Annotated in this window: 25 protein-coding genes; 21 read left to right on the top strand and 4 right to left on the bottom strand. The window is 28.3% G+C overall.

The genetic code is table 11. The features are described 5' to 3' along the window. The first annotated feature begins 1 nt into the window (after position 1). The 12 genes from rnr to Q7K47_03985 all read left to right on the top strand — a co-directional run bounded on the left by rnr (position 2) and on the right by Q7K47_03985 (position 11,602). Complete coding sequence (rnr, locus tag Q7K47_04040) at positions 2-2,134, top strand: ribonuclease R (GenBank protein ID MDP0506382.1); 2,133 nt, start codon at positions 2-4, stop codon at positions 2,132-2,134. After that, positions 2,118-2,561 carry an SsrA-binding protein SmpB gene (gene smpB / locus Q7K47_04035; GenBank protein MDP0506381.1) on the top strand — a complete coding sequence of 148 codons (444 nt, stop codon included), beginning with the start codon at positions 2,118-2,120 and terminating at the stop codon, positions 2,559-2,561. Before rnr ends, smpB begins: the two co-directional genes overlap by 17 nt. Before the next feature lie 2 nt (positions 2,562-2,563). Beyond that, positions 2,564-3,268: a pseudouridine synthase gene (locus tag Q7K47_04030; protein ID MDP0506380.1), complete on the top strand. Its 705-nt coding sequence runs from the start codon at positions 2,564-2,566 to the stop codon at positions 3,266-3,268. Between the two features lie 198 nt (positions 3,269-3,466). Beyond that, positions 3,467-4,339: a MerR family transcriptional regulator gene (locus Q7K47_04025; protein MDP0506379.1), complete on the top strand. Its 873-nt coding sequence runs from the start codon at positions 3,467-3,469 to the stop codon at positions 4,337-4,339. A gap of 79 nt (positions 4,340-4,418) precedes the next feature. After that, entirely contained in the window at positions 4,419-5,279 is an 861-nt protein-coding gene (locus Q7K47_04020; GenBank protein ID MDP0506378.1) for a hypothetical protein, read from the top strand. A 151-nt stretch (positions 5,280-5,430) separates the two neighbouring features. Next, the gene (bioD, locus tag Q7K47_04015; GenBank protein ID MDP0506377.1) at positions 5,431-6,123 is read left to right on the top strand and encodes a dethiobiotin synthase; all 693 of its coding nucleotides are present in this window, start codon (positions 5,431-5,433) and stop codon (positions 6,121-6,123) included. Continuing rightward, on the top strand, positions 6,116-7,480 hold the full coding sequence (gene bioA / locus Q7K47_04010; protein MDP0506376.1) for an adenosylmethionine--8-amino-7-oxononanoate transaminase: 1,365 nt from the start codon (positions 6,116-6,118) through the stop codon (positions 7,478-7,480). The genes bioD and bioA overlap by 8 nt, the downstream gene beginning before the upstream one ends. A 32-nt stretch (positions 7,481-7,512) precedes the next feature. Next, positions 7,513-8,637, top strand: coding sequence for an aminotransferase class I/II-fold pyridoxal phosphate-dependent enzyme (locus tag Q7K47_04005; GenBank protein MDP0506375.1), 1,125 nt, complete (start codon positions 7,513-7,515; stop codon positions 8,635-8,637). Then, the gene (locus Q7K47_04000; GenBank protein ID MDP0506374.1) at positions 8,615-9,202 is read left to right on the top strand and encodes a DUF452 family protein; all 588 of its coding nucleotides are present in this window, start codon (positions 8,615-8,617) and stop codon (positions 9,200-9,202) included. The genes Q7K47_04005 and Q7K47_04000 overlap by 23 nt, the downstream gene beginning before the upstream one ends. Before the next feature lies 1 nt (position 9,203). Next, on the top strand, positions 9,204-9,872 hold the full coding sequence (locus Q7K47_03995; GenBank protein MDP0506373.1) for a methyltransferase domain-containing protein: 669 nt from the start codon (positions 9,204-9,206) through the stop codon (positions 9,870-9,872). A 70-nt stretch (positions 9,873-9,942) separates the two neighbouring features. Beyond that, positions 9,943-11,106: a homoserine dehydrogenase gene (locus Q7K47_03990; protein MDP0506372.1), complete on the top strand. Its 1,164-nt coding sequence runs from the start codon at positions 9,943-9,945 to the stop codon at positions 11,104-11,106. Between the two features lie 97 nt (positions 11,107-11,203). Next, on the top strand, positions 11,204-11,602 hold the full coding sequence (locus Q7K47_03985) for a universal stress protein (GenBank protein ID MDP0506371.1): 399 nt from the start codon (positions 11,204-11,206) through the stop codon (positions 11,600-11,602). A 28-nt stretch (positions 11,603-11,630) separates the two neighbouring features. Here the strand turns inward: Q7K47_03985 and Q7K47_03980 are convergent, their stop codons facing one another. The 3 genes from Q7K47_03980 to Q7K47_03970 form a co-directional block, all read right to left on the bottom strand. Next, the gene (locus Q7K47_03980; protein ID MDP0506370.1) at positions 11,631-12,032 is read right to left on the bottom strand and encodes a hypothetical protein; all 402 of its coding nucleotides are present in this window, start codon (positions 12,030-12,032) and stop codon (positions 11,631-11,633) included. Positions 12,033-12,063: 31 nt separating this feature from the next. Continuing rightward, positions 12,064-12,720 carry a hypothetical protein gene (locus tag Q7K47_03975; protein ID MDP0506369.1) on the bottom strand — a complete coding sequence of 219 codons (657 nt, stop codon included), beginning with the start codon at positions 12,718-12,720 and terminating at the stop codon, positions 12,064-12,066. A gap of 67 nt (positions 12,721-12,787) precedes the next feature. After that, positions 12,788-13,297, bottom strand: a complete 510-nt coding sequence (locus Q7K47_03970; protein ID MDP0506368.1) for a chorismate mutase — start codon at positions 13,295-13,297, stop codon at positions 12,788-12,790. 130 nt (positions 13,298-13,427) lie between these two features. On the opposite strand from Q7K47_03970, the gene accD reads away from it, so the two are divergent. From accD to pfkA, 3 genes are read left to right on the top strand one after another with little or no spacing between them, the layout of a single operon-like run. Further along, positions 13,428-14,306, top strand: a complete 879-nt coding sequence (accD, locus tag Q7K47_03965; protein ID MDP0506367.1) for an acetyl-CoA carboxylase, carboxyltransferase subunit beta — start codon at positions 13,428-13,430, stop codon at positions 14,304-14,306. A gap of 16 nt (positions 14,307-14,322) precedes the next feature. Continuing rightward, positions 14,323-15,267: an acetyl-CoA carboxylase carboxyltransferase subunit alpha gene (locus Q7K47_03960; protein MDP0506366.1), complete on the top strand. Its 945-nt coding sequence runs from the start codon at positions 14,323-14,325 to the stop codon at positions 15,265-15,267. A gap of 27 nt (positions 15,268-15,294) precedes the next feature. Then, entirely contained in the window at positions 15,295-16,260 is a 966-nt protein-coding gene (gene pfkA / locus Q7K47_03955; GenBank protein ID MDP0506365.1) for a 6-phosphofructokinase, read from the top strand. Positions 16,261-16,479: 219 nt separating this feature from the next. Here pfkA and gltS read toward each other — a convergent pair whose 3' ends face one another. Continuing rightward, entirely contained in the window at positions 16,480-17,679 is a 1,200-nt protein-coding gene (gene gltS, locus Q7K47_03950) for a sodium/glutamate symporter (GenBank protein ID MDP0506364.1), read from the bottom strand. Positions 17,680-18,096: 417 nt separating this feature from the next. Between gltS and Q7K47_03945 the strand changes: the two genes are divergently transcribed. The 6 genes from Q7K47_03945 (at position 18,097) to gctB (ending at position 22,847) form a co-directional block, all read left to right on the top strand. After that, a complete protein-coding gene (locus tag Q7K47_03945; GenBank protein MDP0506363.1) occupies positions 18,097-18,852 on the top strand; it encodes an IclR family transcriptional regulator in 756 nt (251 codons plus the stop codon). 207 nt (positions 18,853-19,059) lie between these two features. Continuing rightward, positions 19,060-19,341, top strand: a complete 282-nt coding sequence (locus tag Q7K47_03940; protein ID MDP0506362.1) for an OadG family protein — start codon at positions 19,060-19,062, stop codon at positions 19,339-19,341. Between the two features lie 55 nt (positions 19,342-19,396). Continuing rightward, the gene (locus Q7K47_03935) at positions 19,397-19,813 is read left to right on the top strand and encodes a biotin/lipoyl-containing protein (protein MDP0506361.1); all 417 of its coding nucleotides are present in this window, start codon (positions 19,397-19,399) and stop codon (positions 19,811-19,813) included. A gap of 13 nt (positions 19,814-19,826) precedes the next feature. Next, the gene (locus Q7K47_03930; GenBank protein MDP0506360.1) at positions 19,827-20,966 is read left to right on the top strand and encodes a sodium ion-translocating decarboxylase subunit beta; all 1,140 of its coding nucleotides are present in this window, start codon (positions 19,827-19,829) and stop codon (positions 20,964-20,966) included. 120 nt (positions 20,967-21,086) lie between these two features. Further along, positions 21,087-22,043: a glutaconate CoA-transferase subunit A gene (gene gctA / locus Q7K47_03925; protein MDP0506359.1), complete on the top strand. Its 957-nt coding sequence runs from the start codon at positions 21,087-21,089 to the stop codon at positions 22,041-22,043. A 3-nt stretch (positions 22,044-22,046) separates the two neighbouring features. Continuing rightward, entirely contained in the window at positions 22,047-22,847 is an 801-nt protein-coding gene (gene gctB / locus Q7K47_03920) for a glutaconate CoA-transferase subunit B (GenBank protein ID MDP0506358.1), read from the top strand. Positions 22,848-22,881: the final 34 nt, after the last annotated feature.

Below are 22,881 nucleotides of genomic sequence, written 5' to 3'. Positions count from 1 at the left end.
TATGGACGTAGCAGTGGCTTTGAAGAAAATAAGAGAATATTTAGAAAATAATAAGAAATCAGTTGGAATTGATGAAATTTATAAAATTCTAAATTGGTCTTCTAAAATGAAAAAAAAGAATAGAGATATCCTAGATTCTTGGGTAGAATTAGGAGAATTAACAAGAAATAAAAGAGGTAAATATAACATTCCTGAAAATATAGGAATGATAAAAGGAGAATTATCTATTGTAAAAAATAGATTTGGGTTTGTAGATACAAAGACAGAAGGGATATTTATTCCAGGATCAAAATTTAATGGAGCATTAGATGGTGATACTGTTCTTGTGATGATAGCTGAATCTAAAAGAGAAAAAGGTAAAAAAGAGGGAGAGATATATAAAGTTTTAAAAAGAGCTAATGATACAGTTATTGGGATTTTAACTAAACAGAAAACTTTTGGTTTTGTTACTCCAACTCATTCTTTTGGAAAGGATATTTATATTCCAAAAAGATTTTTAAAAAAAGCAAAGGATGGGCAATTAGTACTTGTTAAGGTGGATTTCTTTGGAGATGCTAAAAGAAAACCAGAAGGAAAAATAATTGAAGAATTAGGAGATCCTTTAGACAGCAACGCAATGATTGAAGGACTTTTAAAAAGAGAAGGATTAGAAGAGAAATTTCCAAGAGAAGTTTTAAACGAGGCTAGAAAAGTAGCTGACAAGATTTCAAAAAAAGATTTAGAGGGTAGAGTTGATATTAGAGATTTATCTTTAATTACAATAGATGGGTCAGATGCTAAGGATTTAGATGATGCAGTTTATGTTGAAAAATATGATAATGGTGATTATAGATTGATTGTTAGTATAGCAGATGTAAGCTATTATGTAAAAGAAAATTCTGCTATGGATAAGGAAGCTTTTAAAAGAGGAAATTCAGTATATTTAGTGGATAGAGTTTTACCTATGCTGCCTAGGGAACTTTCAAATGGAATATGTTCTTTAAATCCTAATGAAGATAAATTAGTTTTTACATGTGATATGAGAATAGATTCTAGTGGAAAAGTTAAGGATGTTAAAACATATAAAGCAGTGATGGATTCTTCTTATAGAATGACTTATTCAGGTGTTAATAAAATATTTGCAGGGGAAATAGAAGAAACAGAAAAGTATAAAGATATAAAGGATATGCTTTTTAATATGTTGGAATTATCTAGAATAATCAGAGGGACAAAGCATAAGAGAGGAAGTATCGATTTTGATTTACCAGAAATCAAGGTTGTGTTAGATAATAAAGGAAAAGTTGATTATTTAGAAAGAAAAGATAGAGGAGAAGCTGAAAGAGTTATAGAAGATTTTATGATTACAGCTAATGAATCTGTTGCTGAAAAATTATTTTGGCTAGAAGTACCTAGTATTTATAGAATTCATGAAAAACCTGATTCAGAAAGAATTGAAAATTTAAATGAAGTTTTAGGAAAATTTGGTTATAAAATTTGGCTAAATTCAGAAGGGATACATCCTAAAAAATTTCAGTCTATTATAGAAGATTCTCAAGAAAAAGGAATAAGTATGATTGTTCATAAGATGATTTTAAGATCTTTAAAACAAGCTAGATATACAGAGGATAATATAGGGCATTTTGGATTAGCCTCAAGTTATTACACTCATTTTACATCTCCAATAAGAAGATATGCGGACTTAATGATTCATAGAATATTAGAAAAAAGTTTAGAGGGTTATCCAAGTAAAAAATATATAGATAAGATGGAGGGTGAACTTCCTAATATTTGTACATCTATTTCTAAATCAGAGAGAAGTGCCATGAAAGCTGAAGAAGAAAGCACAAAAATCAAAATTGTAGAATTTATGCTTGATAAAATAGGGGATGTTTTTAAAGGTACTATAGTAGGATTTAGCAATAGAAAAGTATTTATAGAAACGGAAGAATTAGTAGAATGTTTGTGGGATGTAACAAATTCATCTCATTATTATGAATTTAATGAAAAAGATTATCATATGTTAGATAGGGATAATGGAAATATGTATAATTTAGGAGATAAAATAGAGGTAATAGTAGCAAGAGTAGATATGGTAAATTTAGAAATAGAGGTATCTCCATATGTCGAAGGAGGAAAGTATGATATTAGCAAATAATAAGAAGGCTTTTTTTGATTATTTCATAGAAGATAGATTAGAAGTGGGCATAGAGCTTATTGGAAGCGAAGTGAAATCTATAAAGGCTGGAAAATTAAGTATAAAAGAATCTTTTGTTAGAATTATAAACGGAGAAATGTTTATTATGGGAATGTCTGTTGTTCCTTGGGAATTTGGAAGTATTTATAATCCTGAAGAAAGAAGGGTAAGAAAATTATTGCTTCATAAAAAAGAAATAAGAAAATTTAATGAAAAAGTAACTCAAAAGGGTTATACTATAGTTGCTTTGAATGTTCATTTATCTAAAGGATTGGTCAAGCTAGATATAGCTCTTGCAAGGGGTAAGAAAAATTATGATAAGAGAGAAAGTTTAGCTAAAAAAGATCAAAAAAGAGCATTGGAAAGAGCAATAAAGGAAAGGTATTAAATTTGAAAGAAATAAAAGATACTAAAAGATTAGAAAAATATTTAGTGGAGTGCGGCATAGGAACAAGAAGAGAAATTAAAGATTATGTGCATAATGGAAAGATAAAAGTAAATAATGAATTAATCTTAGATGAAAGAATACATATAAAAGAAGAAATTGATATAGTTACTTTTAATGATGAAAAATTAAATAAAAAAAAGTTAAAATATTATATGTTAAATAAAGTTTCTGGATATATTACGGCCATGAAAGACAGTAATGGTAAAAAAACAGTGAAAGATTTATTGCCTAAAAACTTAGATACTAAAGGATTATTTCCTATAGGACGTCTTGATAAAGATACTGAAGGGTTATTAATATTTACCAATGATGGAGATTTAACAAGATTAGTATTATCTCCAGAAAGTGACTGTGAAAAAATATATTATGTGGAGTTAGATAGAGAAATTAGGCAAGAAGATATAAAAAAACTAGAAAATAATATAAGAATTGATGATCATATTTGTAAATCTGCCAAAGTAGAAAAAATAACTTCAAAATCTATAAACCTAACTATTACAGAGGGTAGATTTCATCAAGTTAAAAAAATGATTAAAGCTATTGATAATAAAGTTAATTATTTAAAAAGAATAAAAATGAGTAAATTAACTTTAGAAAATTTAAAATTAGGAGAAATAAAAGAAATAAATCGAGAAGATATAATATAAATTTTAAGTTAATCATCTTTTAAAATAAGATATTTGTTTTAAAAGATGATTTTTATTTGAAAAAAGTTGACCTATGGGTCACTCAGGAGTTTATACTAAAGATAATAAAAGTGTTAGTTCATATTATATATTAAAAATCTCTAAGGAATTCTCAACCTTCAGAGATTTTTAAATTTTATAAAAAAGAAGAGGGAAATTATGATAAAAAAAATAAAAGAGACTTTCACTGTAAGTGAAATAGCTAATATTTTAAAGATAAATAAGAATACAGTCTTATATTATGATAAAGAGGGTATAGTTAAAGCTAGGAGGAAAGAAAATAATTATAGGTATTATACTTTTGAACATATAAGAAGCTTTAAAAGAGCATTGTTTTTAAGAGAAATGAATTTTTCTATAAAAGAAATTTTAGATATGAAAAATAGAATTGAGAAAAGAAAAGATAATTTTAAAATAAAAGAAAGTGATTTAGATACTATAGATGAAAAAATAAAAGAAATAAAAACTGAAATAAGAAGTTTATTAGATAAAATAAAATGTTTAAGAAATAAAAAAAAGCGTTTAAAATTTGTTTTAGAATCTAAAAATAAGTTAGGGATTCCTCATATAATAAAGGAAGAAGAAAAAAGAGGAATATCTATTGATATAGATATTAGTTTAAAGGAAGAGCTGGAAGCTAGAAATTTAAAGCAAGTAGAGCTTATGAAAAAAATAGAAAAAATTTTAAATGAACCATTTACACTTGGTAAATATGTTATGGGTTATTCTATTGATAAGGATGATTATTTAGATTTAAACTATAGATCTCAAAAGTTTTTAGTTTTGAAAAATAAAAAATCTCTTAAAAGTAAAGTGGTTTTAGAAAAAGGAGAATATTTAGTATATTATTTAGAGTCAGATTCAGTGGAAAAGAATCTTTTAAGTAAATTATTGTTATGGATAAAAAATCATGGCTATGAAATAAAAGGTAATATTTTTGTAGAGTGTGTTAATGAAGTTGTTAGAGTTTCAGAAGATAGTGTACAAATAAGAATAATAAAAATTCCTATAAAAAAGTTGACTTCTGAGTAAGTCGGAGGTTTAAAATAAACTTAATATAAAGAATGTATATTTTATTTCTTTGTAAATAATGAGTCAAGGGGGAAAAATTATGAAAAAGTTAGTTGTATTTTTAGGAGCACTATCAATAGTATCTTCAGCTTATGCTAAGGAAGTTATGCCAGTAGCAGAAGTTGCAGCAGCACCAATGCTTAAAGTGGATTCAATAGGACAATACATAGAAGTTGATAATGATTCAGGATCTTCAAATGGAGATATAGGACATATGATGTTTGCTCAAAAAGTAGGTTTATCTTATGGAGATGACTGGACATTTGGATTAATGGCAAGAAAAGGATGGGATACAGATACCAGTGACGGTTTTGGAGATACTTCTAGCAGAATAGATTTAGATGTATGGAGAAATTATGACAATTATTCATTAGGTTTTAGATGGAGACAGGAAACTAATTCAGAGGATTCTGATTCAGATAGATATTATTTAAGAGGAAAATATCATTATGGAGATTTTTCAGGTTGGGCAGATTTTGCATATCAAGCAGATGAAGAATCAGCAGATAATTTCTATTTAGAAGCTATTCCTGTAAAATACTCATATAATAATTTTGCAATAGGATATTATTTAGAAGGAAGAGATACAGTAGGATCTACTTCTTTAGGCGAAGAAGAATCTTGGTCAAAACATCAAGTGAGATTATATGCTCCAGTATATTCTAATGATAAATTAGCTTTAAATTTAGAATATAGATATCAATTCTATGAAGATAAAGATTTAGATAATAAAGATTGGGATGATGAAAATAATGCGCATATTGTAGTTCTATCAGCAGACTATCAAGTAAATGATAATTTATCTTTAACATCTTATTATGAATATGATTTTAATAAGTATGAAGAATCAGATGATGATTATTATGGAGAGTTCTTAATTGGTTGGAACTATCAATTCTAGAAAAAATATAAATAAAAATTTAAAGACCCTTTTTAAAAGGGTCTTTTTTTATACTTTTAAATGTTAACCTTTAAGATATTTTTCATTGTAATATTAACCAATTTAAATATATAATGATTGTGTTTGATAAAAGTTTAAAGGAAGTGATTTTTTGGAAAAAGGATTAAAATCAGGATATTTTGTTACAGGAATAGGAACAGATGTAGGTAAAACTTATGTAAGTGCTTTACTTTATAAAGCATTAAGAGAAAAATATAATACAGGTTATTATAAACCTATTCAAAGTGGTTGCTTTTATAAAGCTGATAGAATTATAGCACCAGATGTTAAATTTGTATGTGATTTTAGTGGAATAAAGTATGATAAAGAAATGTGTACGTGTACCTTAATGCCAGAAGTATCACCACATCTTGCAGCTGAAATGGAAAATAAAGAGATAAATATAGAAGAAGTCTATGAAAAAATAAATATGAAAAAGAAAAAATATTCAACTCTTTTAGTTGAAGGAGCAGGGGGGGCCTATGTTCCTGTAATAAGAAATAAACTTTATATGTTTGATATAATGGAAGAGCTTAAATTTCCAGTGATTTTAGTTTCCAATACTAAGGTTGGTGGAATAAATCATACTATGTTAACAGTAGAATTTTTAAAATTAAAAGGAATAGATATTCAAGGAATAGTTTTTAATGGATATACTGGAGAAAAGTATGAGGATGATAACATTAAAGTAGTATTAGAAGATAGTGGAATAAAGAATTATGTTATAGTGAAAGAAAATCAACAAAATTTAGATGAAAAAGATTTAATGAAATTATTTAGGGAGGAAAAAAATGGAAATAAATAAAAATTTAACTGTATTACAAAAAAGGGATTTAAAACATATATTTCATCCGTGTTCACAAATGAAGGATTATGAAGATTTTCCTCCTATTGTTATAGAAAAAGCAAAAGGAATGTATGTGTATGACGAAGATGGGAAAAAATATATGGATTGTATTGCTAGCTGGTGGTTAAATCCTTTAGGACATTGTAATGATAGAATAAATAAAGTTTTAATAGATCAAGCTAATACTTTAGAGCATGTTATTTTTTCTAATTTTTCTCATAGACCAGCAATAGAACTTTCAGAAAAATTAGTTGAAATTTTACCAGAAGGATTGTCAAAATTATTCTTTGCAGATAATGGATCATCTGGAGTTGAGATAGCTTTAAAATTAGCTTACCAATCTCAAAAACAAAGAGGATATGAAAAGAAAAGAAAATTTGTAACTATTAGAAACTCATATCATGGAGAAACAATTGGAGCTTTAGCTGTTGGGGATATAGATTTCTTTACTAGAACTTATAGACCTTTAATAAAAGAAGCTATAAAAGTAGAAGGACCAGAATGTTTTAATTGTAAATATAATAAAAAATATAAAACTTGTGAGGCGGAATGTTTTTGTCATATGGAAAAAGTTTTAAGAGAAAATCACGAAGAAATAGCAGGAGTAATAGTAGAGCCAATTGTCCAAGGGGCAGGAGGAATGAAAATATATTCTCCTAAATATCTTAAAGAATTAAGAGAAATAACAAAAGAATTAAATATAGTAATGATAGTTGATGAAATAGCTATGGGATTTGGAAGAACAGGTAAAATGTTCGCTAGTGAATGGGCAGGAATATCTCCAGATATTATGACAGTAGGAAAGGCACTAACAGCAGGATATTATCCTATGTCAATAGTTTGTATGAAGGAAGAGATATATGATTCTTTTTATGCTGATTATTCAGAAGGAAAATCATTTTTACATTCTCATAGTTTCTCAGGAAATCCATTGGGTTGTAGAATAGCCTTAGAAGTTTTAAAAATATATGAAGAAGACAACATGTTAGCTAAGATAAATGAAAAGGGAGATTATTTAGAAGCTCAAATGAAAAAAGCTTTTGAGGGAAATGAAAATATCGGTGAAATAAGAAGAATAGGTCTTATTGGAGTTTTAGAAATAGTAAAAGATAAAAATACTAAAGAAAGATTTTCATCAAAAGAAAGAGTTGGATATGGAATATATAAAACAGCTTTAAAGCATGGAGCTATTTTAAGACCGTTAGGGGATACAATTTATTTCTTACCTCCATTTATAATAACAAAAGAAGAAATAGATGATATGGTTAATATATGTAAAGTTTCAATTGATGAATTTTTATCAAATAAAAAATAAATTTAATTAAAAAATAAGGAAGAGTACAGCTTATGAAGAAAGATAAAATAATATCACAATTAAATAGAAAAAAAGAAGAAAATAATTTTAGAACTTTGAAAAAATTCAATGAAAAAGATTTAAATTTATCTTCAAATGATTATTTAGGATTAGCTCACGATGAAAAGCTAAAGGAAAAATTTTATAAAGAGTTTAAAAATGAGGTATATTTATCTTCTAGCTCTTCTAGATTGATTACAGGAAATTATAAGGGAGTGGTATCTCTTGAAAATAAGTTAGAAAAAATTTATGGAAAACCTGGTCTTGTTATGAATAGCGGTTTTTCAGCAAATAAAACAATAATAGACACTTTCTATAATAAGGAATCTTTGATAATAACGGATAAATTAAATCATGCAAGTATATACGATGGTATAATTTCTAGTAAATGTAAAATTTTGAGATATAGACATTTGGATACAAAACATTTGGAAGATATATTGATAAAATATAGGGATAAATACGAAGATGTATTAATTATATCTGAAACTACCTATAGCATGGAAGGAGATACAGCTAATTTAAAAAAATTAGTTGAACTTAAGAAAAAATATAATTGTGATTTAATGATAGATGAAGCTCACTCTTATGGTGTTAATGGATATGGGGTAGCTTATAATTTAAACTTAGTAAAAGATATAGAATTTTTAGTTATTCCCTTAGGAAAAGGTGGAGGATCGATAGGTTCTTATATAATTTGTGAAAATTATTATAAAGATTATTTGATAAATTTTGGTAGGGAGTTTATTTATACTACAAGTTTACCTCCAGTTAATAATTTATGGAATTTATTTATTTTAGAAAATATGAATAATTTTCAAGAAAAAAGAGAAAAATTAAAGGAATTAATAGATTTTACTTTTTTAAAAATAAAAGAGCTAGAAATAGAGGTTGTTTCAGATTCTCATATTTTAGGGTTAATTATAGGTGACAATAAAAAAGTAGATATAATTTCAAAAAGATTAAGAGACAAAGGGTATATAGTTTATTCAATAAAAAGTCCGACAGTTGGTAAAGGAACGGAAAGAATAAGGATAGGGCTTAATCCTGATATAACAAAAGAGGAAATAGAAAAATTTTTAAAGGAATTTAAACATGAATATAATAGTATTTTTTAATGGCTGGGGAATGAATGAAGAAGTTTTAAAAGAGTTAAAGAATAAAAGTGAATATGAAATTTTAAACATTTCTTTTCCTTATAAATTAGATAGAAACAAATTAAAAGGATATAACAATATAATATTTATAGGTTGGTCTTTTGGAGTATATTATATGTGTAAGTTTTTAAATGATAATTTAGATTTTGATTATCAAGAGGTTATATCTATTAATGGAACTCCTGAAATAATAGGTAAATATGGAATTATGGAGAAAGTTTATAATTTGACATTAAAAGGAATGGACGAAGAAAATCTAGAAAAATTTTATATAAATATGGATTGTAAATTAAGACCAAAAGATAAAGAAATAAAAGATTTAATTTATGAACTTGAATATTTAAAAGAAAATTATATTCCTCAAGAAAACAAAGTTTCAAAAGCAATAATAGGCTTAAATGATAAAATTATAAAGAGCAAAAATCAGATTAAATATTATAAATCAAAAAGCGTAGAGATAAAACAGATAGACGGGGGACATTATATTTTTCCTCAATTAAAAAGCTGGGAGGATATAATAAAATAATATGAAAGAATTTAATAAAAACTTTTCAACATACAATGATAATGCGATAGTACAAAAACAAGTAGCTGAGAAACTTGTTAATTTAATGAAAAATTACTTTAGAAAAAATAATTATTCTAAAGTGATTGAATTAGGATGTGGAACAGGAATATTTACCAGATGTGTTTTAAAAGATATGAAAATTGAAAAATTAATTTTGAACGATTATTTTAATACTGAAAAATATTTAGCGGAATTAAATTATGAGAAATTTATAAAAGGAGATATGTCTAAAAGTTTAAATGAAAACTATGATTTAGTTATTTCTAGTTCTAGTTTTCAATGGATTGAAGATTTAGAAAGTTTGATAAAAAGTATTTCTCAAAGAACTGATAGATTAGCTTTTTCAATATATATAAAAGGAAATTTAAAAGAAATTCAAAAACATTTTAATGTTAGTTTAAATTATAAAACAAGAGAAGAAATTGTATTATTATTAGAAAAATATTTTTATAAAATAGAAAGTTATGAAGAAGAAAAAATTATTAAGTTTGATCAACCTTTGGATGCTTTGAGGCATCTAAAAAGGACGGGAGTTGGAGTTGGATCAAAAGCTTCTGTCCGAAAAATTAGAACATTTTCAGAAAAATGTCTTTCTTACAGTGTCGGATATTTTTTATGCTCCAAATAATCGAAAAAATATGGTATAATACTCAGCAATACAATGAAATAAATATTACAAAGATTAAATGGAGGTAATTATGAAAGTAGGATTATTTGGTTTTGGAGTAGTTGGAAGAGGTATTTTTGATATTATAGAAACTAAAAAGACGTCGGGTTTAAAAAGAATAGAAATAAAAAAAGCCTTAGTAAGCTCGATAAAAGGTAGAAATTTAGATATCCTAACCATAAATCCTCAAGATATAATACAGGATAAAGAAATAGATACTGTAGTAGAAGTCATGGGTGGGATTAATCCGGCTTATGATTATATTATATCTTCATTAAAAGCAGGTAAGAATGTAGTAACAGCAAATAAAGCTGTTGTGGCTAAACATTTTAAAGAGTTTGTAGAATTGGCGAAAGAGTATGAGGTTAAATTTTATTATGAACCTAGTGTATGTGGGGGAGTGCCAATAATAGAAGGGTTAAAAAAAGTGAAAAAAATTGATGAAGTTTCTGAAATCGGTGGGATTTTTAATGGTACTACAAATTTTATTTTAGATAAAATGACTAAATTTTCTGCTGAATTTAAAGAAACATTAGAAGAAGCTCAAGAGAAAGGATATGCTGAGGCAGATCCTTCTGCAGATATAGATGGGATAGATATCCTAAGGAAAATAATGATTTCCACTTCTATTGCATTTGATTTTTTAGTTCCTGAAAAAGAAGTAAATGTTTTTGGTATTAGAAATATATTGAAAATAGATATTGATTATTTTAAAGAAAAGGATAAAGTTGTTAAATTGATGGCTGTAGGAAAGAAAAAAGAAGATAAATATATTTGTTGTGTTGAGCCTGTAGCTTATAATTTTGATGAAATGGAAGCAACAGTTCCAACTAATTTTAATATTGCTTTTTTAAAGGGAGATTCGATTGGAGAATTGAAATTTTTTGGACAGGGAGCAGGAAAATATCCTACAGGAAATGCAGGAGTTCAAGATTTGATAGATATTCTTGAGAAGAAAGAATATGATTATCCTGAGTTTAAAAATAAACTAGTTAAAGATCCTTCTTTAGTTGAGGGTAAATATTATATTAGAACAAGAAAAAAAATAAACGAAACAAGAATGAAGTTTATAGATAAACAAGAAACAGTAAAAGATTATAATGTATATACAACTAAAAATATTACTAATGAAAAGATGTGTAATATATTAAAAGAAATACATGATGAAAATGCTTTTTTTGTTAGAATTAATTAAAAAAAATAAAGGAAAATTTTAAGGAACGCAGAATATTATATAAGAGGAAATGTTTATTTATTTTTTACTTTATCAATCTGTATAAGGAGGGTTTGTTATGAAAAAATTATTAATACCTTTAGACGGAACAGAAAGAAGTATGCATTCTATTGACTTAGTTAAAAATCTTTATAAACCTGAAGAGGTTTCTATTACATTGTTATATGTAAAAGAAGATGCCAAACTATTTATTGAAGAAATGGATTACTCAGAAGCAGAGCAAGAAATGCAGGAAAAAGTAGCAGAAGCAGTTGAAAACTTAGAGGGCTATGACGTTACATGCAGAGTTGGCTTTGTTGAACCAGGTAGAGAAATATTAAGAATTGCAAAAACAGAAAATACGGATATTATAGTAATGACTAAATCTACAAAAAAAGGATTAACTCGTATGATAGGGTCTGTAACAACTTATGTTGTTAAACACTCTCACTGTATAGTTATGATAGTTCCTGAATAAGAAAAAGACAGATTAATCTGTCTTTTTTTTATTTCATGATATTATATTCTTCTGGATTAAAATAACCTTTACTTTTAAAATCTATTTTAAAATTTAAACTTTGATCTTCTTTGAAATAAGACCATATACCATTTCTTAATCCATTTTTATAAAATCCTTTTTCTTTTAAATTTCCATTTTCATAAAAAGATTCAAAAAGGCCTTCTTTTTTTCCAACTATATAACTAATTTTAGATTTCACATTAGAATTTTTATAAAATTCAATATATTCTCCATCTAAAAATCCATTTTTATAGTTTTCTATTCTTTTACAATTTCCATTTTCATAAAATACTTTAGAAGTTCCATTTTTAGGATAATTAACCTTCTTTAAGTTACTACATCCAATTAAGGAAAATAAAATAAAGAATAATAAAAGTAATTTTTTCATAATTTTTTGTAATGCCCCTTTCTTTTATAATTTAAAGAAATAAAGGATCATCTTCAAGTGATGTAAAATCATCTGAAGATAAATCATTATTTATTTTTTTGTTTGAAATTTCAGGCTCTGAAATTGTATCTTTAAATACTTTTTTTATAGGAATATCTTCGCTATTTTGGAAAGAATTTGTGTTTATACGAGAATATATTTTTTCTAATCGTTTTTTTATATTAGAAGTATATTCTAAAAATGTAAATTTACTTTTGTCAAAGATATCTTTTTTTTCTACTGTGGATAATACGTAGATTTTACCGTTAATTGTAAATGATTCTTTTTGTGAAGCGTTAAGTAAAATATCATCAGTAGCATAATTAGTTAATTCTTTTTTAGAATTTATAAACATAGACTTAGAATAAGGATCTACATTTTTTAAGAAGTCATCAAAATAAGCATTAACTTCTTTATTTATATTTTTTCTAAGATTATTTAAAGATTCTTTTTTAGCTTTTCCTTCAGCAACAAAATCTCCTGTGGAAGATATTCTGTCAGATCCAATACCATACGTTTCATTTTTTGAATCTGTATGTTCAGAAATTTTCTTTAAAACTGGTGGTGAAGGTTTAGTGGATGATAGAGATGGTAAATTACTACATCCAATAAATAGAGTCAATATTGTAAATATAATTAGTTTTTTCATAATGAAACCTCCAAGTAATAAGTTGAATATACTAAAATTATACAATCTATTTCTTTGTTTAGCAAAGTTATTTTTTTATTTTCTCTAAAAGGTGAAATTCAATGTTTTCTAAAATTATTTTTTTTAGTAATAAAAAATTTGAATTAATTTCAACTAAATCGCAAGAATTGACATCTAAAGGTATAAGGAGATAGTCAATATTTTTTAAATCGATTTCATTAATGTTGTTGAAAACAAAGGTATTACAAAAAGATCCAAATGTATTTTGAATAGCTATTTTAGATAAAAAATGTTTTGTTATGCCGACGTTAAATATTTTTTCATAGCTTCTACAAGAAGAAATGATTTCTGTGAAAATAGCTTTTATTATTTTGGGATTCAATTGGGGATATAGTTTAGATATTCTGGAAAAAATTTCTTCTTCTCTTTTTGGGACATAGAAATTATTTTTTTCTTGTTTTTTTATATTTCCAACTTGTTTAACTATTTCGATTCTTTGTAAAATTAGCTCTGCTATTTTATTATCGATATTATCTAATTCAAGACGTAAATTTGTTAAATTTTTATTAATGATCATCACCTCGTAATAATTATTGATTTTTATATTTATTCTATATTATAATGTAATAGAATGCAAATAAATGTTGAAATATTTGTAAAAATCATATAAAATAATGGTTACGAAATCAAAAATAAGGAGGAAGAGAATGAGATTTTTTTCTCTAAGAAAGAAAAAGTATGCTACTTTAACAGTTAAAGATTCAGATCAAACTAGTACAATAATAGAAAAAGAAAAAAATGGGATCACAGAAGAGGTATCGGAGTTATGGGAAAAATGCCCAGAATGTGGAGAAATTACAATAAAAAAAGATATAAGAAGAAATTTAAAAAAATGTCCTCAATGTGGTTATTATTATAAGATGACTGCAAAGGAAAGACTAGATTTATTAATTGATGAGGGAACTTTTGAAGAAAAGGATGTAAATTTAGAAGCTAAAGATTTTTTAGAATTCCAAGGATATGAACAAAAAATAAAAAAATCTAAAGAAAAAACAAACATGAAAGAAGGAGTTTTATCAGGAGTAGGTAGAATTTCAGGAATAGAAGTTAGTGTTGCTATAATGGATTTTAATTTTTTAGGTGGAAGTATGGGGTCTGTAGTTGGAGAAAAAATAACTAGGGCTTTAGAAAGAGGACTTGAACAAAAAATACCAGTAATTGTAGTGGCTAGTTCAGGTGGAGCGAGAATGTATGAGGGAATTGTTTCTTTAATGCAGATGGCTAAGACATCAGCAGCAGTTGAAAAATTGAAGCAAGCAGGTATTCCTTTCATTTCGGTACCAGTAAATCCTACAACAGGTGGTGTAACAGCATCTTTTGCAATGCTAGGAGATGTGATAGTAACTGAACCTAATGCTCTTATTGGATTTGCAGGTCAAAGAGTTATTGAAGAAACAATTAAGCAAAAATTACCTAAAGGATTCCAAAGAAGTGAATTTTTATTAGATCATGGAATGGTGGATGTTATAGTTAAAAGAGAAGAAATGAAAGATACAATTACAAAAATTTTAAGTAATATTTTATAGTTGTTAGGGGGTTATGGTGGAATTTGAAAAAGAACTTTTAGAAATAGAAAATAAAATAGAAGAGTTAAAACAATTTTCTACAGATAAAAATATTAATTTAGATGATGAGATAAATAAATTAGAAAAAGAATATAAGAAAAGAGCGAAAGAGGTTTATTCTAATCTTAGTGATTGGGAAAAAGTTTATATTGCTAGAAATCCAGAAAGACCAAATACAGTTGAATACATAAATGGAATTACAGAAGATTTTGTTGAGTTACATGGAGATAGATTATTTGGAGATGATGGAGCTATAGTAGGAGGCCTTTGTAAAATATCAGGTCATAAATTTATGATTATTGGAATTCAAAAAGGAAGAGGTATGGATGAAAAAATCCATAGAAATTTTGGAATGGCTAGCCCAGAAGGTTACAGAAAAGCTTTGAGATTAATGAAACTGGCAGAAAGATTTAAAATTCCGGTTTTGACCTTGATAGATACAGCAGGAGCTTATCCGGGATTAGAAGCAGAGGAAAGAGGTCAAGGAGAGGCTATTGCCAGAAATTTAATGGAAATGTCAGGAATTAAAACTCCAATAATAGCAATCATAATTGGAGAAGGGGGAAGTGGAGGAGCTTTGGCTCTTGCAGTGGCCGATAAGGTAATGATGCTTGAACATTCTGTTTATTCAGTGATTTCACCTGAAGGATGTGCAGCAATATTATTTAAAGATGGTAGCTTATCAGAAAAAGCGGCTTCCAGTTTAAAAATTTCAGCTCAAAATTTAAAAAAGTTGCAGATAATAGATGAGATAATACCAGAACCATTGGGAGGAGCTCATAAAGATAAATTATGTGCAGAAATTAACCTTAAAAAAGCAGTATTGTTATCAATTCAAGAGTTGAAAAAAATAGAGATAGATACTTTATTGGAAAATAGATATAATAAGTATAGAAAAATGGGTATATTTTTAGAAGAGTAAAACATATGCAAAACTTGGAGGGGTAATATGAAAAAAATAGCTATTTTAACAAGTGGAGGAGATGCTCCTGGAATGAATGCAGCCATAAGAGCAGCAGCAAAAATGGCTCAATATAAGGGAATGGAAGTTTATGGTGTTAGAAGAGGATACCATGGAATGTTAATGGATGAAATCTTTTTAATAGAAGGATCATTTTTATCTGGGATTATAGAAAGAGGAGGAACGGCTCTTTTAACTGCTAGATGTCCAGAATTCAAAGATCCTAAATATAGAGCAATAGCAGCTGAAAACTTAAAAAGAAGAGGAATAGAAGGTCTTATAGTTATAGGTGGGGATGGATCTTATCATGGAGCAGATCTTTTAGCAAAGGAACATGGGATAAAAGTTGTAGGATTGCCAGGTACTATTGATAATGATATAATTGGAACTGATTTTACAATAGGTTTCGATACTTGTTTGAATACAATATTAGATGCTATTTCTAAATTAAGAGATACTGCTACTTCTCACGAAAGGACAATTTTGATAGAAGTTATGGGAAGAAGCGCTGGAGATTTAGCGGTTCATGCTTGTCTTGCTGGTGGTGGAGATGGGTTGCTTATACCAGAAGTTGAGAATTCTATTGAAATGTTAGCTTTTCAAATTAAACAAAGAAGAAATACTGGAAGACTTCATGATATTATATTAGTTGCAGAAGGTGCTGGAGATATATTAGAGATAGAAAAAAAATTAAAAGAGAAAGTTTCTACAGAAGTTAGATCAGTTATTTTAGGACATGTCCAAAGAGGAGGAGCTCCTTCAGGAAGAGATAGGATTATAGCTACAAGAATGGCTTTAAAAGCAGTGGAAGTCCTAGAAGAAGAAAAAGGTGGAGTTATGGTAGGTATAGAAAATGGAACTATAGTAACGCATCCTATTTCTTATGCTTGGGAAGGTGAAAAGAAACAAGATGTTATAGATTTGTATCGTGTTGCAGATGTGTTCTCAAGATAGATGAAAACTCTCTAGCTTTAAGCTGGAGAGTTTTTTTATTGTGTTAATAAAAGTTGAGCTTCTATATTGCTTTATTAAGTTAATAGAGAGTTTCTACAATTAAACTATAGAAGAATAATAGAGTAACTTAAAAAGAAGGCTAAAAGACGTTTTAGGAACACATATGAAAAGCCCTCTAGGATTTATCCTAGAGGGCTTTTCTATTTTAATGATTTGTTTTTATTTGAAAATATTCATAAAAGTAGTTATAACGAAAGCGTTAAAGAAATCTATGAATAGAGATCCAACTAAAGGTATAACAAAGAATGCCTTGATAGATGGTCCGTTTGCTTTAGTGAAAGCTTCCATGTTAGCCATTGCATTAGGAGTAGCTCCCATTCCAAATCCACAATGTCCACATGCTATAGTAGCTGCGTCATAGTCTCTTCCCATTACATTAAATGTAATGAAGTAAGCGAATACACCCATCATAAAAGTTTGAACCAATAAGATAACAATTAATGGTAAAGCTAGGTCAGCAAGCTGCCATAATTTCATAGACATTAATGCCATAGCAAGGAATAAAGCAAGTGCGATATTTCCAATAACAGAAATTTCTTTTAAAGGAAGTTTCTTTTTAGAAGCATCCATGATATTTCTGATAAGAGCTGCAATGATCATTGGTCCTAAGTAAATAGGTAAAGCTAAACCGTGAGCTTTAGAAAAAGCTGGAATCCAAACACCACAACCAACTGCTAAACCAATAGCAACAATTGCATGAGTTATAGATTGTTCAGTCATTCTATGTTCAACAACAGCAGTTTCAGAATCAGTACCATCTTCATTAAGTACAGTTTCTTCTTTAGGTCCTTGAAGTTTGAATTTTTCAATTAATTTCTTAGCGATAGGTCCACCGATTAAACAACCAGCAACAAGTCCAAAAGTAGCAGAAGCCATAGCAACAGACATTGCTCCAGTAGCTCCAGCTTGTTCCATGATAGGACCGAATGCTCCAGAAGTTCCGTGTCCACCTGTTAAAGGAACAGATCCGGCTGCAAGACCAATGTATGGATGTAATCCAAACATTTTAGCTAAAGAAACACCAACTATATCTTGAAGAGTAACTAGTATAATAGCACATACTAGGAACAAAGCAACTCCAACTCCACCTTTTTTTAGAAGTTCGAAACTTGCAAGGAATCCTACTGTTGCGTAGAAAGCAACCATTAAGAAAGTCTTTAAAGTTCCATCAAAAGTGAAATTGAACATATTAGTGTTATGTCCTATAAGTAAAATTATAGAAAATAGTACCCCACCAATAACTGGTTCAGGAATAAAAAATCTTTCAAGTACAGAAATTCTTTTTTTCAAGAAATCTCCAACTAGAAGTATAACAATTGCAATAGCAAGAGTTTCATACATGTTAAAATTAAACGTCATAAAATATTACCCCCTATTTGTATTATATATATCATTAATAGCACTAAAAAGTAAGTACTACTGAATGAAAAACTAAGTTTGTTCAGATTCGATAAAAAAGATAAGGAAAATGTACTTATTTATCACTTCATAAACGATAATACCATATAATTCAAATATCTAAAAATTTATATTTTTAATGTTAGCATATACGATGTATATATGAAGTATATAGTGTCGGTATAAACTCTTTGTTTCTAAGAGAAAAGATAATTCATAAAAAAACATTATCAAAAAAATTTGCTATTTTGAAAAAAAATAGTATACTAAAAAATAGAGTATTTAAATTTGTATTATAAAAAATTTATAATATATTAATGAAAGAAAGGAGGGAAAAGTTATAGAAATTTAAAAGATTTTTATAAACAACAAAATATTATGATTCAAAGCTTATTAAAGTCTATTGAAGTATTAGGAGTTTTAAAAGCGAAAGAAAGCTGCACAATAGCTCAGATAGTAGAAGAACTAAATTTACCACCAAGTACAGTTCACCGTATTTTGAAAACATTATGTTCTGAAAAATATGTGGTAAAAGATGGAAATTCTCATTATTATATGTTAGGTCCAGCTTTAATATCTTTAGGTACTGCAGCTTCTAAAAATATTCATTTACAAAAGATTGCATATCCTATTCTAAAAAAATTAGTTACCTTAACAGGAGAAGACACATTTTTGGTTATTCCTGTGGGAAATAAAGGAATTGTATTGGAAAGAATAGATGGTCCAAGAACTTTAAAAATAGTAGAAGAATTTGGGGATGAACTATATTTACATTATGGGGCAATCAGAAGAGCAATATTAGCTTATCAAGGTGAAGATTTTATAGATGCATATATAAAGAAGATTATTGTTAATAAAAAATGCAAATTAAAAATGACGGGGGAACAACTTTTAAAAAAGTTGGAAAAAATAAGAGAAGATGGAATATCAACTTCTACAGGAGATTATGTTAAAGGAACAATGGGGATAGCTTCTCCTATATTTAACAGCAATGGAAAAGTTATATCTTCTATAGGAATTGTAGTTTTAAGAAACAAAAGTTTAACTGATGAAAGAATAGAGTTTTTAAAGGAAGTAGTAAAAGATATGGGAGAAGAATTATCTCAATGTATGGGATATTCTAAAAGAATATAAAAATTATATAACGGCATCTTAAACTGTACTGTTGCAGGATGCAATGAATTAAATAAGAGAAAATATTATGTAATACGACTATAGTTAAAAAAAACTATTGACTTCTAAGAAGTGTTGTATTATAATCTTTTTATAAAATTAGTGGAATGCGTTCCACAATATGGAATAAAAGAAATAAAATAATAACACAAGGAGGTGTATTATTAAATGTTCGAAGGTAATGTAATGACTTTTATGGAATCACTAGTCATATCAGGTTTGGGTGTTTCAATAGTGTTTTCAGCTTTGGTAACATTAGCCTTGTCAATAGTAGTATTTTCTAAAATTTTTGGAAAATTTTCAGGACAAGAAGAAAGCAAAAAGCCAGTAGTTCAACCTAAAAAAGAGAACAACGATGATGTATATGCAGTTATTATGGCTGCTGTATCTGAAGAAGTTCGTTCTTTAAAAGGGGAATATAAAATTAAAGAAATCAAAGAAGTAAAATAGTAAGAAAAACAAAAAAAACAAAAAAATAAAAATTGAAAGGTAGGGTTATATTAATATGAAATACATAGCTACATTAAATGGGAAAAAATATGAGGTAGAATTAGAAAGAGTTGAGGATTATAGAGCATTAACACGTGAAGAAATAGCTAATCCAAATGCAGTTATTGCACCTGCACCAGTTCAAGCAGCACCTGCACCAGCAGCACCAGTTCAAGCGGCACCAGCAGCACCTGCACCAGCAGCAACTCCAGCAGCAGGAGAATCATCAGTAGTAAGTCCTTTACCAGGAACAGTTTTAGATGTTAAAGTTAAAGCAGGAGATGCAGTTAAATTTGGACAAGTAGTAGTAGTTTTAGAAGCTATGAAGATGGAAACTGAAGTAGTTGCTTCAGCTGATGGAACAGTTGATTCTGTTCTTGTTAAAGCTGGGGATGCAGTAGATACAGACGCAACTTTAGTTGTTCTTAAATAAGGAGGAACATTAAATGAACTTTTTTACAGTATTAAAAGAATTACTGATGCAATCAGGATTTTTAGCAATAAGTTGGCAACAAGCTGTTATGATGTTAGTAGCTTTTGTACTATTATATCTAGCTATTGTTAAAAAGTTTGAGCCGTTATTACTTTTACCGATAGCTTTCGGAATGTTTTTAGCGAATTTACCATTAGCAGATTTAATGAAACATGCAGATCCTTGGTATTCATCAGGAATTTTAAGAATTATATATAATGGGGTAAAAAGTAGTTTATTCCCATGTTTAATATTCATGTGTGTTGGAGCAATGACTGATTTTGGTCCGTTAATTGCAAACCCAATAAGTTTGGTATTAGGAGCAGCAGCACAATTTGGTATATATGTAGCATTTATGTTAGCAAATGCAACTGGATTATTTTCAGTTGGAGAAGCAGCAGCTATAGGGATTATAGGTGGAGCAGATGGACCTACAGCAATTTATATTGCAAATAATCTGGCACCTCAATTAGTTGCACCAATAGCCGTTGCAGCGTATTCATATATGGCGTTGATTCCAATGATTCAACCTCCTATTATGAGAGCTTTAACTACAGAAGAAGAAAGAAAAATTAAAATGGGACAATTAAGAAAAGTTTCTAAAACTGAAAAAGTTGTTTTCCCAGTATTCGTAACATTATTCTGTTCTTTATTACTTCCTTCAGTAGCTCCATTAATTGGTATGTTAATGTATGGAAATTTAATGAGAGAGTCTGGAGTAGTAGGACGTTTATCAGATACTTGTCAAAATGCGCTATGTAATATAGTAACTATTATGTTAGGGTTAGCAGTTGGGGCAACATCAGACGGAGCAATATTCTTAAGAACTCAAACATTAGCAATCATAGGGATGGGACTTTTAGCTTTCTGTTTCTCTACTATGGGTGGTTTATTGTTAGGGAAATTATTATGTTTTCTAACAAAAGGAAAAATAAATCCATTAATTGGAGCAGCTGGAGTTTCGGCAGTACCAATGGCAGCAAGAGTTGCACAAGTTGAAGGAGCTAAAGCTAATCCAACTAACTTCTTATTAATGCATGCAATGGGACCAAATGTTGCAGGGGTTATAGGATCAGCTGTTGCAGCAGGATTCTTTATGATGATTTTTGGATAAAAGTAATTAAAAATATATAGTAATGTACTGTGTAATGCAATATGTTACTATATATTAAAGTAATAAAATAAAATTTATAAGTAAAAATAAAAAAACAAATATTTTAAGGAGGTTTTTGACGTGGAAAATAAAGTGTTAACTTTAAAAGAAGCAGTAGCAAAATATGTCAAAAATGAAGATCACATAGTAATTGGTGGTTTCACTACAAACAGAAAACCATATTCATTAGTTTATGAAATTTTAAGACAAGGATTTAAAGATTTTGTAGGAGAAGGTGGACCTGCAGGTGGAGATTGGGACATGCTTATAGGGTGTGACCGTGTTAAAGCATACATTAACTGTTATACAGCAAATTCAGGAGTAACAAATGTTTCTAGACGTTTCAGAAAATGGTTTGAAGCAGGGAAACTTCATATGGAAGATTATTCTCAAGATGTTATTATGTTAATGTTACATGCAGCTTCATTAGGATTACCTTATTTACCAGTTCGTTTAATGATGGGAACTGATTTAGTAAATAAATGGGGAATTTCAAAAGAAATAAGAAAAACTATACCAAAAATACCAGATGATAAATTTGTATATGTTGAAAATCCATTCAACCCAGGAGAAAAAGTGGTAGCTGTTCCAGTACCTGAAATAGATTTAGCTTTAATCCATGTACAAAAAGCATCTCCAGATGGAACTTGTTCTATTTTAGGTGACGAATTCCATGATGTAGATATCGCAATAGCAGCAAAACGTTGTATAGTAACTTGTGAAGAGTTAGTAAGTAACGAAGAAATTCGTAAAGATCCTACTAAAAATTCTATTCCATGTTTCTGCGTAGATGCAGTAGTTCATTTACCATATGGAGCTCATCCAACTCAATGTTATGGATATTATGATTATGACAATGATTTCTTAAAACTTTATGATAAAGTAAGTAAAACTCAAGAAGATTTTGATGCATTTATTCAAGAATGGGTTTATGATGTACCAAATCATGAAGCTTATATCAATAAATTAGGAGCTTCTCGTTTAGTAGATTTAAATATAGTTCCAGGTTTAGGATATGCTACAAAGGGGGTAAAGTAGGAAATGGCAGATTATACTAATTATACAAATAAAGAAATGCAAGCAGTTACAATAGGTAAACAAATAAAAGATGGACAAATCGTTATAGTAGGAACTGGACTTCCTTTAATAGGAGCATCTTTAGCTAAAAGAGTATTTGCCCCAAAATGTAATTTAATAGTGGAAAGTGGACTTATGGATTGTGCACCAATCGAAGTACCTAGAAGTGTTGGGGACAATAGATTAATGGCACATTGTGGAGTGCAATGGCCAAATGTAAGATTTATAGGATTTGAAGCAAATGAATGGTTACATGATTCTGATAGGTTAATAGCTTTTATAGGTGGAGCTCAAATAGATCCATATGGAAATGTTAACTCTACTTCAATAGGAGATTATAATCATCCTAAAACTAGATTCACTGGTTCAGGTGGAGCTAATGGAATTGCAACTTATTCAAATACAATAATAATGATGCAACATGAAAAAAGAAGATTTATGAAAAAAATAGATTATATAACATCACCAGGATGGATGGATGGACCTGGAGGTCGTGAAAAAGTAGGACTTCCTGGAAATAGAGGACCAGTAATGGTAGTAACAGACAGAGGAATACTTAAGTTTGATGAAGAAACTAAACGTATGTACTTAGCAGGATACTATCCAACTTCATCTCCAGAAGATGTAATTGAAAATACAGGATTTGATATAGATGTATCAAAAGCTGTTGAATTAGAAGCTCCAACTCCAGAAGTTATCCGTATGATAAGAGAAGATATAGATCCAGGACAAGCTTTCATAAAAGTACCTGTAGAATCTAAATAATTAATTTTAAAATAAAGTAAAATAAATAATTCAG

It is taken from the genome of Fusobacterium sp. JB019 (genome assembly GCA_030673965.1).
Lineage (GTDB): Bacteria > Fusobacteriota > Fusobacteriia > Fusobacteriales > Fusobacteriaceae > Fusobacterium_B.
Note: the sequence above shows the minus strand (reverse complement) of the source record. Positions and strands in the feature narration are given on the sequence as shown.

Bases quoted from the DNA above. Each gene is read 5' to 3' on its own strand.
- rnr (MDP0506382.1), top strand. From the start codon at position 2: ATGGACGTAGCAGTGGCTTTGAAGAAAATAAGAGAATATTTAGAAAAT.
- smpB (MDP0506381.1), top strand. From the start codon at position 2,118: ATGATATTAGCAAATAATAAGAAGGCTTTTTTTGATTATTTCATAGAA.
- Q7K47_04025 (MDP0506379.1), top strand. From the start codon at position 3,467: ATGATAAAAAAAATAAAAGAGACTTTCACTGTAAGTGAAATAGCTAAT.
- Q7K47_04020 (MDP0506378.1), top strand. From the start codon at position 4,419: ATGAAAAAGTTAGTTGTATTTTTAGGAGCACTATCAATAGTATCTTCA.
- Q7K47_04005 (MDP0506375.1), top strand. From the start codon at position 7,513: ATGAAGAAAGATAAAATAATATCACAATTAAATAGAAAAAAAGAAGAA.
- Q7K47_04000 (MDP0506374.1), top strand. From the start codon at position 8,615: ATGAATATAATAGTATTTTTTAATGGCTGGGGAATGAATGAAGAAGTT.
- Q7K47_03995 (MDP0506373.1), top strand. From the start codon at position 9,204: ATGAAAGAATTTAATAAAAACTTTTCAACATACAATGATAATGCGATA.
- Q7K47_03990 (MDP0506372.1), top strand. From the start codon at position 9,943: ATGAAAGTAGGATTATTTGGTTTTGGAGTAGTTGGAAGAGGTATTTTT.
- Q7K47_03985 (MDP0506371.1), top strand. From the start codon at position 11,204: ATGAAAAAATTATTAATACCTTTAGACGGAACAGAAAGAAGTATGCAT.
- Q7K47_03980 (MDP0506370.1), bottom strand. From the start codon at position 12,032: ATGAAAAAATTACTTTTATTATTCTTTATTTTATTTTCCTTAATTGGA.
- Q7K47_03975 (MDP0506369.1), bottom strand. From the start codon at position 12,720: ATGAAAAAACTAATTATATTTACAATATTGACTCTATTTATTGGATGT.
- Q7K47_03970 (MDP0506368.1), bottom strand. From the start codon at position 13,297: ATGATCATTAATAAAAATTTAACAAATTTACGTCTTGAATTAGATAAT.
- accD (MDP0506367.1), top strand. From the start codon at position 13,428: ATGAGATTTTTTTCTCTAAGAAAGAAAAAGTATGCTACTTTAACAGTT.
- pfkA (MDP0506365.1), top strand. From the start codon at position 15,295: ATGAAAAAAATAGCTATTTTAACAAGTGGAGGAGATGCTCCTGGAATG.
- gltS (MDP0506364.1), bottom strand. From the start codon at position 17,679: ATGACGTTTAATTTTAACATGTATGAAACTCTTGCTATTGCAATTGTT.
- Q7K47_03945 (MDP0506363.1), top strand. From the start codon at position 18,097: ATGATTCAAAGCTTATTAAAGTCTATTGAAGTATTAGGAGTTTTAAAA.
- Q7K47_03940 (MDP0506362.1), top strand. From the start codon at position 19,060: ATGTTCGAAGGTAATGTAATGACTTTTATGGAATCACTAGTCATATCA.
- Q7K47_03935 (MDP0506361.1), top strand. From the start codon at position 19,397: ATGAAATACATAGCTACATTAAATGGGAAAAAATATGAGGTAGAATTA.
- Q7K47_03930 (MDP0506360.1), top strand. From the start codon at position 19,827: ATGAACTTTTTTACAGTATTAAAAGAATTACTGATGCAATCAGGATTT.
- gctB (MDP0506358.1), top strand. From the start codon at position 22,047: ATGGCAGATTATACTAATTATACAAATAAAGAAATGCAAGCAGTTACA.